Origin of the sequence: uncultured Paraglaciecola sp. (genome assembly GCF_913020055.1) — a bacterium.
GTDB lineage: Bacteria > Pseudomonadota > Gammaproteobacteria > Enterobacterales > Alteromonadaceae > Paraglaciecola.
In genome coordinates this window covers 1-12,229 of sequence record NZ_CAJWCF010000120.1, presented here as the reverse complement: position 1 = coordinate 12,229, position 12,229 = coordinate 1, and the positions used below count along the sequence as shown (strand labels likewise).

12 protein-coding genes and 1 pseudogene are annotated in these 12,229 nt (G+C 42.0%); 8 read left to right on the top strand and 5 right to left on the bottom strand.

The window, feature by feature from the left end:
- A pseudogene (locus tag QZ488_RS19190) lies at positions 1–164 on the top strand (IS630 family transposase); the annotation flags it as partial.
- Positions 165–363: 199 nt separating this feature from the next.
- Here the strand turns inward: QZ488_RS19190 and fabB are convergent.
- Complete coding sequence (gene fabB / locus QZ488_RS19185; protein ID WP_293751764.1) at positions 364–1,578, bottom strand: beta-ketoacyl-ACP synthase I; 1,215 nt, start codon at positions 1,576–1,578, stop codon at positions 364–366.
- Between the two features lie 201 nt (positions 1,579–1,779).
- On the opposite strand from fabB, the gene mnmC reads away from it, so the two are divergent.
- Both mnmC and QZ488_RS19175 read left to right on the top strand, forming a co-directional pair.
- Positions 1,780–3,771 carry a bifunctional tRNA (5-methylaminomethyl-2-thiouridine)(34)-methyltransferase MnmD/FAD-dependent 5-carboxymethylaminomethyl-2-thiouridine(34) oxidoreductase MnmC gene (gene mnmC / locus QZ488_RS19180; RefSeq protein WP_293751762.1) on the top strand — a complete coding sequence of 664 codons (1,992 nt, stop codon included), beginning with the start codon at positions 1,780–1,782 and terminating at the stop codon, positions 3,769–3,771.
- Between the two features lie 116 nt (positions 3,772–3,887).
- Positions 3,888–4,556: a hypothetical protein gene (locus QZ488_RS19175; protein ID WP_293751760.1), complete on the top strand. Its 669-nt coding sequence runs from the start codon at positions 3,888–3,890 to the stop codon at positions 4,554–4,556.
- 28 nt (positions 4,557–4,584) lie between these two features.
- Here QZ488_RS19175 and QZ488_RS19170 read toward each other — a convergent pair whose 3' ends face one another.
- From QZ488_RS19170 to QZ488_RS19155, 4 genes are all read right to left on the bottom strand, one after another.
- Positions 4,585–4,773 carry a hypothetical protein gene (locus QZ488_RS19170; RefSeq protein ID WP_293751758.1) on the bottom strand — a complete coding sequence of 63 codons (189 nt, stop codon included), beginning with the start codon at positions 4,771–4,773 and terminating at the stop codon, positions 4,585–4,587.
- Positions 4,774–4,903: 130 nt separating this feature from the next.
- Positions 4,904–5,197 (bottom strand): YfcL family protein, encoded by a 294-nt coding sequence (locus tag QZ488_RS19165; protein WP_293751756.1) that lies wholly within the window; start codon positions 5,195–5,197, stop codon positions 4,904–4,906.
- Between the two features lie 8 nt (positions 5,198–5,205).
- Positions 5,206–6,357, bottom strand: coding sequence for an ATP-NAD kinase family protein (locus tag QZ488_RS19160; protein WP_293751754.1), 1,152 nt, complete (start codon positions 6,355–6,357; stop codon positions 5,206–5,208).
- Positions 6,350–6,937 carry an elongation factor P hydroxylase gene (locus tag QZ488_RS19155; protein ID WP_293751752.1) on the bottom strand — a complete coding sequence of 196 codons (588 nt, stop codon included), beginning with the start codon at positions 6,935–6,937 and terminating at the stop codon, positions 6,350–6,352. The genes QZ488_RS19160 and QZ488_RS19155 overlap by 8 nt, the downstream gene beginning before the upstream one ends.
- Before the next feature lie 157 nt (positions 6,938–7,094).
- Here QZ488_RS19155 and QZ488_RS19150 point away from each other — a divergent pair, with 157 nt between their 5' ends.
- The 5 genes from QZ488_RS19150 to QZ488_RS19130 all read left to right on the top strand — a co-directional run bounded on the left by QZ488_RS19150 (position 7,095) and on the right by QZ488_RS19130 (position 11,746).
- A complete protein-coding gene (locus tag QZ488_RS19150; RefSeq protein WP_293751750.1) occupies positions 7,095–7,817 on the top strand; it encodes a CBM9 family sugar-binding protein in 723 nt (240 codons plus the stop codon).
- Entirely contained in the window at positions 7,814–8,509 is a 696-nt protein-coding gene (locus QZ488_RS19145; RefSeq protein WP_293751748.1) for a hypothetical protein, read from the top strand. Before QZ488_RS19150 ends, QZ488_RS19145 begins: the two co-directional genes overlap by 4 nt.
- A gap of 7 nt (positions 8,510–8,516) precedes the next feature.
- The gene (locus tag QZ488_RS19140) at positions 8,517–8,963 is read left to right on the top strand and encodes an acyl-CoA thioesterase (RefSeq protein ID WP_293751746.1); all 447 of its coding nucleotides are present in this window, start codon (positions 8,517–8,519) and stop codon (positions 8,961–8,963) included.
- A 6-nt stretch (positions 8,964–8,969) separates the two neighbouring features.
- Complete coding sequence (locus QZ488_RS19135; protein ID WP_293751744.1) at positions 8,970–10,121, top strand: retropepsin-like aspartic protease; 1,152 nt, start codon at positions 8,970–8,972, stop codon at positions 10,119–10,121.
- Between the two features lie 449 nt (positions 10,122–10,570).
- Positions 10,571–11,746 carry a hydroxymethylglutaryl-CoA reductase gene (locus tag QZ488_RS19130; protein WP_293751742.1) on the top strand — a complete coding sequence of 392 codons (1,176 nt, stop codon included), beginning with the start codon at positions 10,571–10,573 and terminating at the stop codon, positions 11,744–11,746.
- Positions 11,747–12,229 lie beyond the last annotated feature (483 nt).

Genomic DNA, 12,229 nt, shown 5'->3' with positions numbered 1-12,229 from the left:
AACAATTTGAATATGCTTACCTTTTTGGTGCAGTCTGTCCGAGTACTGGACGAACGGAGGCAATTTTGGCGCCTTGGATAAATAAAGACATTATGCGTCAGCATCTGGAATTGATCTCAGCAGCTACCGGATCAGGACGCCATGCGGAAGATCAGTTAGATGGATAGTTAAATACGATGATTAAAAAAAACGTACACACTTGATATACATAGTGTGTACGTTAATATTACCTACCAAAAGCCTTATTATTAAATACCTACCACTCACTCACTCGCGAATGTACATGATTTTTACTGTATACTCATAAGCTGCGCGGCATTTTTATCCAACATAGAATTCGTCAATCCGATGTTTAGGGTTGGGTTACCCTTGATACTTTTGCATGACCAAAGTGGCGTTTGTGCCACCAAAACCAAAGCTGTTGGACATTACCGTGGTTAACGCGCCTTCGCGGGTTTCAGTCACAACGTCCATGCCTTCGGCTTTTTCGTCTAAGGTATCAATATTAATTGAAGGAGCGATAAAATCGTTTTCCATCATCAAAATACTGTAAATCGCTTCATTTACACCAGCGGCACCTAACGCATGACCTGTCATGGCTTTTGTGGCGCTAAGTGGTGGCGTTGTATCGCCAAACACTTCACGAATAGCCCAAAGCTCTTTAACATCACCTACAGGTGTAGATGTGCCGTGAGTATTGATGTAGTCGATAGGATTATCTAAACCTTGCATGGCTTGTTGCATACAACGTACAGCACCTTCACCAGATGGAGCCACCATATCCGCGCCGTCTGATGTGGCACCATAACCGACAATTTCAGCGTAAATTTTGGCACCACGCGCAAGGGCGTGTTCAAGTTCTTCTACTACCACCATACCCCCGCCACCAGCACCAACGAAACCATCGCGATCTGCATCGTAAGTACGAGAGGCTTTAGTCGGATCATCGTTATACTTGGTTGACATGGCGCCCATGGCATCAAATTCTGCAGATAATGTGTAGTGCAATTCTTCACCACCACCAGCAAAAATAATGTCTTGTTTACCTAATTGGATTTGCTCTAAGGCATTACCAATACAGTGAGCACTGGTTGAACAGGCTGAACTTATTGAGTAGTTCACACCTTTGATTTTAAACGGTGTGGCAAGACATGCTGAAACAGTACTGCCCATACAACGGGTGACCATATACGGCCCAATACGTTTAACGCCTTTTTCGCGCAAAATATCGATTGCTTCAACCTGATTTTTAGACGACGCCCCACCAGAACCGGCAATGATGCCTGTTCTAACATCTGACACCATGTCGTCAGTTAAGCCAGAATCTTCAATAGCTTGCTGCATAGCAATATATGCATAACCTGCCGCTTCGCCCATAAAACGTAATATTTTACGGTCGATATGTTCTTTAATATCGATATCCACTTTCCCCCAAACCTGACTGCGCATACCCGCTTGTTCAAATTCTTCGGAAAAAGTAATACCCGAACGACCTTCTCTTAGAGAGGTTGTGACTTCATCTTTATTGATACCAATACTAGATACTATACCCAGTCCAGTAATTACCGCTCTTCTCATGATTAACCCTTCAGGAAAAATTTGCCCATATTCTAATGAATTTACTCAGCCAACTGGTCTGCTTTGAGCGTACACGTGTTAGCTTAAATATAAAAACCTGTCCATGCAAATTATAACTGTGATTGTTGTGAAAAAGTACATACCTTTAATTGTATAATACCCGACAGTTTCCTACGCACGACAATATAGAGTTTATTTGCTTTGACTATTACCAACGCCAACATTCGATTCAATGAAAATGGCACCCCTTATGCCACAGAATTTGAAGACCTATATTTTTCTGATGCACAAGGCATTGATGAAACTGTGCATGTGTTTATTAAGAATAATCAACTACTTGAGCGCTGGGAAAATTGGCAAGAGCCACTGTTTAACATAGCGGAAACCGGTTTTGGCACGGGTCTGAATTTTTTAGTCACTCTGTTGTATTTCGAAACGTTTATGCAACAACACCAGCGCTCTAAATTTAGGTTACATTTTATTTCTATTGAAAAATTTCCTATTAATGTTGCAGATTTAACCAAAGCACTGTCGCTGTATCCTCAGCTAGAACAATATTCACAAGCTTTACTTGCGCAATACCCAATAACTGTAGCCGGATGTCACCGCTTGAGTTTTCTTGACGGCAAGGTCACCTTGGATTTGTGGTTAGGCGATGTACATGAGGTTTTACCTAAGATTGAAAACAAGCCGCAAGGGCTAGTCGACACTTGGTTTCTTGATGGTTTTGCGCCCAGTAAAAATCCTGAAATGTGGACCCAAGGCTTATTTGAAAACATGGCGTTACTGGCTAAAGATCAGTGCCAGTTTGCTACTTTCACCGCCGCAGGCCATGTTAAACGAGGCCTAAGAGAAGCCGGGTTTACTGTAAACAAACAACCGGCACATGGACGCAAACGAGATATGTTAGCGGGTTCAATTGATAAGTCCGCAGAGAACCTAAGTCGCCTGCCCTATTTTGCGCGTATTCCGGCAACTATAAAAAAATCACCTAGAATTGCGATTATTGGTGGTGGATTGGCTGGGGCGAACTGTGCCTACGCGCTAAGTAAAAGAGGGTTGGCATGCACTGTTTATTGCCAAGATGATGCTTTGGCCAAAGGCGCATCGGGCAATGCCCAAGGTGGTTTTTACCCGCAACTTAATGCAGAGGCAGGACACGCCAGTCAAATTCATGGATTGTCGTTCAATTTTGCCAATACGCAATATCGACAATTATTAAGCCAAGGTATTCACTTTAGCCACCAATGGTGCGGGACGTTACAACTGGCCTTTAACGAAAAAGTGGCCACTCGTTATCGCAAATTAATTCACAACCAAACATGGCCAGACGCGCTGGTACATTGGGTTGAACCACAGCAAGCGACTCAGCTAGCTAACGTAGATTTACCTTACCCAGGGTTATTTATTGAGCAAGGTGGATGGATTAACCTGCCCGAACTAGTCGCTGGACTAACCAAAGCAGCAGGCTCAACCATTGCGAATAATAAACAATTAACCAGCCTAGAGCAGGTAGACGATAAATGGCAACTGAGTTGGCAAGATGGCGGTCAGTCTGAGGCTGATATTGTGATCATGGCAACGGGTAGCGATAGTCCACACTGTGAGCAGATGTCGGCATTGCCATTTCGTTTAGTCAGAGGTCAAGTGGAGGCCATCAATAGTCAAAACGAGTTAGCCAAACTTTCTACCGTGTTATGTCATAAGGGCTATCTAACACCCGCTTGGAAAGGGTCCCATGCGTTGGGCTCAACCTATGTTAAAGATGATAAAAACTGTGATTACCGTTTATCTGAGCAACAAACTAATTTGTCAATGCATCAACAAGCACTAAAAATTTGTGACTGGATCAATGATATACAACCTATGCAAGGTGGCCGAGCCGCAATAAGGTGCAGTACCCCAGATCATTTGCCTATGGTGGGAGCCGTGCCCAACAGCGACATTCAAACAGAACAATACCAAGACTTGTATAAAGCCTTACCAGCCAAGTACTACCCGCAGCCTATCAACCATAAAAACCTCTTTATGCTTTGTGGTTTAGGTTCCAGAGGATTAACCACTGCGCCTCTTTGCGCCGAGTTATTAGTCAGTCAGATATTGAACGAGCCTTTGCCATTATCGAACAACCTCTTGGATGCGTTAAACCCTAATCGCTTTTTAGTCAGGGGGCTGATTCGCCGGCAGGGCTGATCTTTAGTTTATACCTATCAATTTCAGCTCAGACATTTTCAGTTTTCCAACTTAGGTGTATACTTTTCAACCAGATGTTAATTAGTAAGCCCACTCTGATAATGGACTGAACTGCTATGAGCGAACCCCACAAGTCATTCTTTCAAACATTTACCGGCGTATTAACTGCCATCACGTCATTAATCATTGCAGTAACAGGTTTATTTGCGGCCACTGGTGGATTTAATTTTAACAATCAACCCAAACTTAGCGAAAAACCAGAGATCAGCCAGTCAGAACTAACACAGCAAAAACAAATTAGGGCATTAAAACTGCAAAAAGAAATTGATGATTTACGTATTGCCCAAGAAAAACAAAAACTGTTAGCAGAACAAGAATTAGCTGCACTTAGAGCGAAAAACGCCGAATTAAATCAGGATTTAGATAATCAATCAGCTACGTTGTCAGAAACGAACTTTGCAGATAACACTTCACAGTCAAATCAAGTGAGCAACCTTGCTGGCCGATGGGACTACACCAATGCAATGGGTAGTTATGTTTTTGTATTTGAACAAAGTGGCAATCAAGTAACGCTTCAAGAATATGACAGTTATGGTAATAACGTTGGCAACGGCACGGGGTTGATACAAGGCAATGATGTGCTGTTAAATTGGGTAGAGCCGTTTTTATTTGTAATGAGTTTAGAAATAGAAGCAGAGTTAACGGTGGGCTCTGGAGGCAATATATTAAGCGGAAATATGTATGCTGATGGTAATACTATGCCCATTACTTTATATAAACAATGAGCAAAAAAGCTTGTTTGTAGAGTAAAATCTAAATCTTTTTAAAACTATCAATAAGCGGATGAAATTCATTCACTAGCATACCCATAGCAAGGCTGGCATCGTCTTTACGGACATGAATTTTGTATTCACCTACATGCATAAAAACACCTAATTCGTCCTCTGTGTCGGCTTTAAAGGTTCTATTTCCGTGTGTTAGCAGTATTGAATTAATGTCCATTGGCTAAGTTCCCTTTGCTATTGATGCAAAGTGCATCAAATTAAGCGCATGATAGTACAAATTTCATACTATGTGAACTATACCTTAGTCTAAATCCTGAAAATTATTAGTTAAGCAACCTGAACTGAGGTTAGGTAGTAAGAAGTAACTGCCATAAACTTATCACTTGCTGCTGATCATCAGCGACAAGTTCGTTGTTAGCAAAAGCATTGTCCAAACTTGTTTTCATCAGCTCAGACAGTTGTGCTACTTGTGTCATGCCTTGAACTTGGCTTTGTCCAGCTTCTACAGCAAAATGGCCTTGCAGATAGCTGGCAATAAACAACTGTTGATCGCTTCCATGCTCTACCACTTGGTCTAAGTAGCTTTCTGTTTGTTGAATAAACAAGCTGAGTTCGTTTTGTTGTTGGTTGGATGAGGTCAAACTTTGTCCTATAAATTGGCTATGGGGTATAACACCTGGTCATGGTACCCCGTAATAATACTGACTAATCCTGATAATTGCTGATTAACAACAAGATCACCAGAATCCACAATCAAAGGCCGACCTGACAAGTTAGATATTTTGTTTTTGGTGGCGATTAACAAAATATTCTCTTTGCCTAATACCTTTAAGAAATCCGCGCTTAATTGTTGGTTTCCGCGACCGATGATATGCCCCTGCCCACCAATTAGCGTTAACACTAACTTGCAGTTTTGATTGGCAGTCAGTGTTAATAATTGATTGGCGGTCACATCGCTGGCAATCAGTTGTTTATTCTTAATCACATCAACACCTAATAAGGTGTTCTCAATGCCCAGCTCTTGCATAATAAATTCAACTGTAGAGCCCGAGCCCATGACAAATAGTTGTTCTGGGTTGTCCTCGATGATTTCAATGATATGCGCCGCAATATCCGCTAAGACTAATTCATCAGACTCTTTACCGCCCATTTTAACCGCTTGAATATATCGCAGTTCAGTGGGCACTTGCATTTCACCAAACTGACGGGCATTCACTCTACCTTGTCTAAATAATGCTTCGTCGATGTCCATGACTTCTGCGTCACTAACACTGACAATTTCACCGTTAATCACTTGTTTTAAGACTCTACCGGCAGCAGCTGGCGTAATCGCATACACTCCAGAGTGAATTTTACAGCCAGCAGGTACACCTAAAACTGGCACTATATTGCCCACCACATGACAAACATTACGTGCGGTACCATCACCACCTGCAAATAGAATTAAATCCACCTGCTGAGCCAATAAGATTTTTGCAGTTGCTTCTGAGTCTTGGCTTTCTGTTTGTTTGTTTTGCGGTTGATACACCACGCTGTAGCTGAACCCCATTTCCTTAGCCAAGGTTTCGCCCATATCACCCGATGCCACATAAAAATGCACTTGGTCTTTAATTGGCAGAATATGCTCAAGAGCGATACGGGTTTTATCTAATGCTTTTTTTTCAGCTCCCATGGCTAAGGCTTTTTCGCGGATTTCAACACCGTCACTGCCCTTTAACGCCAGGGCACCTCCTATGCCAGCATAGGGATTAACTAACAAACCTAACTTAAACAACCTGCTAGGTTTAGCTTGATTAGACATCAAACAACTCCCTATGTAATTTGCCGGTTTGATAAAATGCCTGTAACACCGAAATAAACTGTGCGGCACGAGGAGGGAAACCATGTTCTAGATACAGCAACACTTGTTGCTTCACTGCAGATTGAAACCCTTGAGTATCCGCTGGGGCGCCATTTAAATTATCGGTGCTGACAGCAAACGTTTTGCCTGCTGCACAAGAGAAAGCCCATTCAATCGCTTGGGGTTTAACTTCTACCTTTTCAAATTCAGACTGCTGCTGAGTATCTCTGCCATCGGGGCTATACCAATAACCATAATCTTCTAACAAACGCCTTTGTTTGCCGGCAATACACCAATGGGCGACTTCATGTAATGCACTGGCAAAATAGCCATGGGCAAACACAATTTGATGATAGTCAGAGGCATTTTTAGCAGGAATGTAGATAGGTTCAGAGTTGCCCTTAACTAACACGGTATTTTCAGTCTCGGAAAACCCAGTGTTGAATAATTCAATTAAGTCTTGATAGACATGCAAAATTGCCCCTGCTGTAGACAACGGGGAAAGGGTTGGAGCACAAGATATGGCAGTGTTCATATTCATATGGGCGGCATTTTATACATAAAAAGGCTTCAGGTGCAGTACTCGTCCAACATTAGCTGAATATTTAGTACTTACGGCCACTAAGGCTATTGTTTTCGCTCAAAGATTACGCCAAGCTATGAAAAAATATTTTTATATCAATATTAGGGAAAATCTTTTGTTTAAAACATTTCTATTTTGCAATGTGTTATTTCTCTGCTCGCAAGTGAGTGCCACTGACGTCAAACATACTGCCACTCCTATTAAAATAGACGGCCTTGCTGAGCAAACATGGAACACTGCTACATGGCAGCCCATGTCTTATCTGATGGCCGACTCACTGCCCACGTCTGACGACTTTTCTGGACGATATAAATTATTATGGGATAACCAATACCTCTATCTGCAAGCAGAGATCACTGATGATATTTTGTTTGATAAAATTGCCGATCCTAAAGTCAATTATTGGGACGATGACTGTTTAGAAGTTTTTATCGATAGTGATGCATCAGGTGGCAACCATCAATATAATCACAGTGCTTTCGCTTATCATATTGCCTTGGATAACCAAACCGCAGATATCGGCGACGATAAAAAAGTCCATATGTACAACGACCACGTAACAAGCCGCTGGCAGCGCAATGAAAAGCAGTTCGACAAAATCATCTGGGAAGTCGCAATCAAACTGTATCCTAACAATTACACTGACAGCCAACCTTTACCTGCAATCACCTTAAAAACCGCGCAAAAAATAGGTTTTATGCTGGCCTATTGTGATAACGATGGTAGCGCAACAAGAGAGCATTTTATGGGCTCGCATAAGATCGAGCCGGTAAAAGGTGACACTAATCGTGGCTGGATAGATGCCGACGTATTTGGCAGCATAAGTTTAATAAAATGACCGACTACACTAAACAAATTGTTCGCCATTTACATGGGCTGAACACTATGCAAGAAATTGCCGAAAAAGCCGAGATAATGAGTACCATCAGAGCGGTACAATCTTGGCAGTGCAAACGTTTATTAGTGACACATCAACACATGTATCAACAAAAACGTTTTAAACCGGCTGTTGAGTTTTTTATTAACGAACTTTATGGGCCTTACGATTTTAGCCAGCGCGATAAAGATATTGCGCGTATCGTGCCAAAGATGTCAAAATTTCTACCTGATAAAGCCCTACAATCATTGGCCTCGGCTTTACATCTCAATACGTTATCTTTTGAATTGGATTTTGATTTAGCCAGAAAGTTAGTCAATACCGAGATAAATCGAGACACTTATGCCAGTGCTTATGTCAGTTGTGACAATATTGCCAACAGACAACAACAAATCGACTACATCCGTACTTTGGGACATGATTTAGCCGATGTAGTTAAAATGAAAGGCATTTCTAGCTTGTTATTTATCTCACGAAAACCGGCAAAATTAGCAGGGGTTATAGCCTTACACGAGTTTCTTGAAAAGGGCTTTAAAGCCTTTAAAAACTTGGGTAATGTAGAAGACTTCATTACGCCTGTGGTGGATAAAGAGCATCAAATCATGCTACAACTGGCCAATCCAAATTTGCCTAATCCTTTGCCAGATGTGTAGTTTTTAAATGTCTTGGATCCTTCCTAATCCGTTTATCAACAACTGGCAAGTCAAACCCGAGCAGATTGATCATTATCAACACGCGAATAATGTAGCCTACGTTAGTCAGCTTGAAGTGACGTCTTGGGCACACTCCAATCACTTAGGCTTAACTATTGAGCAATATCAGGCGTTAGATAGAGGCATGGCCATCAGTCGGCATGAAATCAATTATTTAGCTGCGGCCCATGTGAATGACCAAATTGATTGCGCCACTTGGATAGTAGAGTGCGACAACAGGCTTAAGTTAACCCGGCACTTTCAGTTTATTCGCCGTAGCGATCAAAAAACACTGTTAACCGCACGCACCGAGTTTGTGTGTATTGCTTTATCTTCGGGTAGACCTAAACGTATGCCCAAACAGTTTAGCGATGTATATGGACAAGCAGTGGTAGCCACAGCGGGCACTAATTAAACTATTATGAAAAGCTGGACAGCGCTGCTAAGCATATTGTTATGCCTTTCATTAGGATTAAATTTGTACTTGTTGTTTGGCACATCTTCCATCAACTCTGTGCAACCAAACAAGACTCAACAGCAAGCGGCTTATCCTTTAGCCAACAAGATGTCAGATGAACAGAGTGCTGAAGATAACTCTAACTTTAATTCAGCCCCAGCGGTTACGCCTGCCCCCCAAGAAGCCGTTATAAATCAGGATTGGCAAAGCACTGACAGGTCTGAGTTACTGAATAGGGCCAATCAGATGTATCTAGGTAAAAATATGCTTGATTTGAGCCTACTGTTACAAAACTATTTAAAGCAGCACCCTCAAGATATGGACTTTTTATTGCTCGAAGCAAAAATGAAAGTCGAAACAACCTTACTAAGTGATGCAATTGCCCACTACTATGATTTATTAAGAAACCCCATGACCGCAGCTCAACAAAGTGAAATTGAGCTACAAATTAAAACTCTGAGCCATAATTCCATCGAACAACTTACACGTATTTATTCGTGGGATGTGTTGGCCATGTTTATTGAGCCACTTTTGCAACTCGCCCCAGATAATCGACTGTATATTTTGTCATTAGCTAAAGCCTATGCTGAGCTATATCAAGAAGCGTTAATGGAGAATGTGCTGGCATCACTAGACTTAAACGACCCTGACGCGCAAAAAATACGCCAGATAATAGTGGCGCAACAACGGCCTGAAACCATTGACGAATCACCCGAACAAGATAATGAAGTTGATTTAGGTCGAGCCATTAATTTAAAGAAATACGCCGACCAATATGTGATTCAAGGTTCATTGAGTGGTAACCCTGTTTCATTATTGATTGATACTGGTGCGTCAGTCACTGCAATTTCGAAGCAATATTTTAATCGATTAAGCAACAGGTACAAAGTGAATTACCTAGGACGCTTTAGCATAGGTACTGCCGCTGGCAGCATCATGGCCAGCATGTACCAATTTCGGGAATTAACCTTTGGTCATGTCACAGTTGAAAACCTACCGGTAGTGATATTACCCATGGGTGAATTTGATAATGCCGACGGCCTGTTAGGCATGAATTTTTTACGAGAATTCGATTTTAAAATTGACCAGCGGCAGTCAGTAATCTTCATTAAATAGTCTCAGCTAAATTGTAGTATCCACATCTGAACTAACCTATCCGCTCAACTGATTGAGACTGGCGGAGGCCATTACCTTCGAGCTCGGCACAAGTCATTTGTAAAGTGTCAACTCAATGCATATTGCAATTTGACGGCGGATACTCGTTATCCGTGAATCTTGTCATTTTAATTTAACCTTACTGCCTCATAATTTATAACCGAACCCTATTACTAAAGATTGAGATAGGTCCCATGATAGTGCAAGGAGGATATTTTCTGGTGCAGCTATTTATTCAGTTATTACCAAGCTGAACAACGAAAAAGCCATAAAAATAGAGGCTTACAGTTTGGCCTCACTCCTGCATAGCTGCATATATATACCCATATCAACTTGCGTTAACGACTAATAAACCTAAGGCACCTAGAACTGTGTAAAGGAAGCGTTATTTTACTTAAGGAAATATAACTATGAGTGACCCTAACCGCATACCTCGCAACACTATGAATGACCATAGTCATGAATGGGCCGAAAAAAGAAGGCAGTTTTTAACCGAAAAAACCGGCGCCACATTAAATAACACTGGGCACTATTCAGTAGATCCAAGCCTACTACCAGGCAATGTAGAGAACTTTATCGGCGTAGTACAGTTGCCAGTGGGCATAGCTGGGCCGATTCAAGTAAACGGTGAATATGCACAGGGGTTATTCTATGTTCCACTAGCGACCACCGAGGGCACCTTGGTAGCCAGTTACAGCCGGGGTATGCGGGTTATAAACGAATGTGGCGGGGTAAAAACCACAGTAGTAGAACAATTTATGCAAAGGGCCCCAGCCTTTATATTTGCCGATGCCCGAGAGGCCAGAGACTTCGGGCATTGGATAACTGAACACTTTGATGAGATAAAAACAGCGGCTGAAACCACCACCCGCATTGGCCAGTTGGAACATATTCAACAGTGGTCAGTTTCGAAAACTAAATACCTGAGGTTCAACTATACAACGGGTGATGCCGCTGGGCAGAACATGGTCGGCAAAGCCACATTGGCTGCTTGTGAATGGATTTGTGCTAACTATCCACACCAATGTGAATATTTACTCTCGGGTAACATGGACACCGACAAAAAGCACTCTCATCTGAATATGCTGCATTCTCGTGGCAAACGCGTGATTGCTGAAGTAGTGCTAAAAAAGGCCGTACTTAAAAAAATCATGAAGGTTGATACCAAAACGTTGGCACGGGCGACTGTGTTAGCCAATACCGGAGCCATGATGGCCGGTGCTGCTTACAATGGCCCCCACTCTGCCAATGGCATTGCTTCAATGTTTATTGCCACAGGTCAAGACGAAGCCAACGTAGTGGAATCTCATGCGGGGTTATTAGCCCATGAATTGCTAGAAAATGGCGACATCTATATGTCGGTGACCCTGCCTTCTTTGATAGTAGCAACTTACGGCGGCGGAACAGGACTGCCCACGCAAAAAGAATGCCTTGAATTACTTGGTTGTTATGGCCAAGGCAAAGCCAACAAACTGGCTGAAATTGTCGCCGCCACAGTGTTAGCTGGGGATATATCCTTGGGTTGTGCAGTTATCGGAGGCCACTGGGTCAGTAGCCACGACAAGCTGGGTCGCAATCGCGACTAACTAACAAGTAAACGAGACTTTCATCACCAGTATTCTCAATATGATACTAGCTGGCCTTAATTTATTGAAAAAGTTAAGGTTAGCTTAGAGCGAATTGAAGACGTTAGGCTAATTAGTTTTTCAACCTCTATAGACGAAAAACAGCTGACTTTCACTCCTTTAAGAATATAAAATAGATGCCAATATGGAAAACACAAGGCATCGCATTTTTTGATATTATGAAAAATGATTTATATCTTATCTATACTCATACGTAAATCTAGGGGACATGAAGAATGTTTAAAAAAACTATTTTTTAATTGCGACAGCCATTATTTTGTCGGCATGCACAACAACGAAAATTGATAATGTTGGCAACGGAAAGGAGTTTGACATTATCAGTAATCCCAAAGCACGGGGGACTAAATATCTAGATGTTCATGACGCACTTTCGGTTGAGTTGAGTGATTTTATAGTTGGTGTTAAGCCTATTATGTCCACCCA

What these genes read in the sequence shown, in the direction of transcription:
- fabB (WP_293751764.1), bottom strand. Translation starts at nt 1,578, where the DNA reads ATGAGAAGAGCGGTAATTACTGGACTGGGTATAGTATCTAGTATTGGT.
- QZ488_RS19175 (WP_293751760.1), top strand. Translation starts at nt 3,888, where the DNA reads ATGAGCGAACCCCACAAGTCATTCTTTCAAACATTTACCGGCGTATTA.
- QZ488_RS19170 (WP_293751758.1), bottom strand. Translation starts at nt 4,773, where the DNA reads ATGGACATTAATTCAATACTGCTAACACACGGAAATAGAACCTTTAAA.
- QZ488_RS19160 (WP_293751754.1), bottom strand. Translation starts at nt 6,357, where the DNA reads ATGTCTAATCAAGCTAAACCTAGCAGGTTGTTTAAGTTAGGTTTGTTA.
- QZ488_RS19155 (WP_293751752.1), bottom strand. Translation starts at nt 6,937, where the DNA reads ATGAATATGAACACTGCCATATCTTGTGCTCCAACCCTTTCCCCGTTG.
- QZ488_RS19145 (WP_293751748.1), top strand. Translation starts at nt 7,814, where the DNA reads ATGACCGACTACACTAAACAAATTGTTCGCCATTTACATGGGCTGAAC.
- QZ488_RS19140 (WP_293751746.1), top strand. Translation starts at nt 8,517, where the DNA reads ATGTCTTGGATCCTTCCTAATCCGTTTATCAACAACTGGCAAGTCAAA.
- QZ488_RS19135 (WP_293751744.1), top strand. Translation starts at nt 8,970, where the DNA reads ATGAAAAGCTGGACAGCGCTGCTAAGCATATTGTTATGCCTTTCATTA.
- QZ488_RS19130 (WP_293751742.1), top strand. Translation starts at nt 10,571, where the DNA reads ATGAGTGACCCTAACCGCATACCTCGCAACACTATGAATGACCATAGT.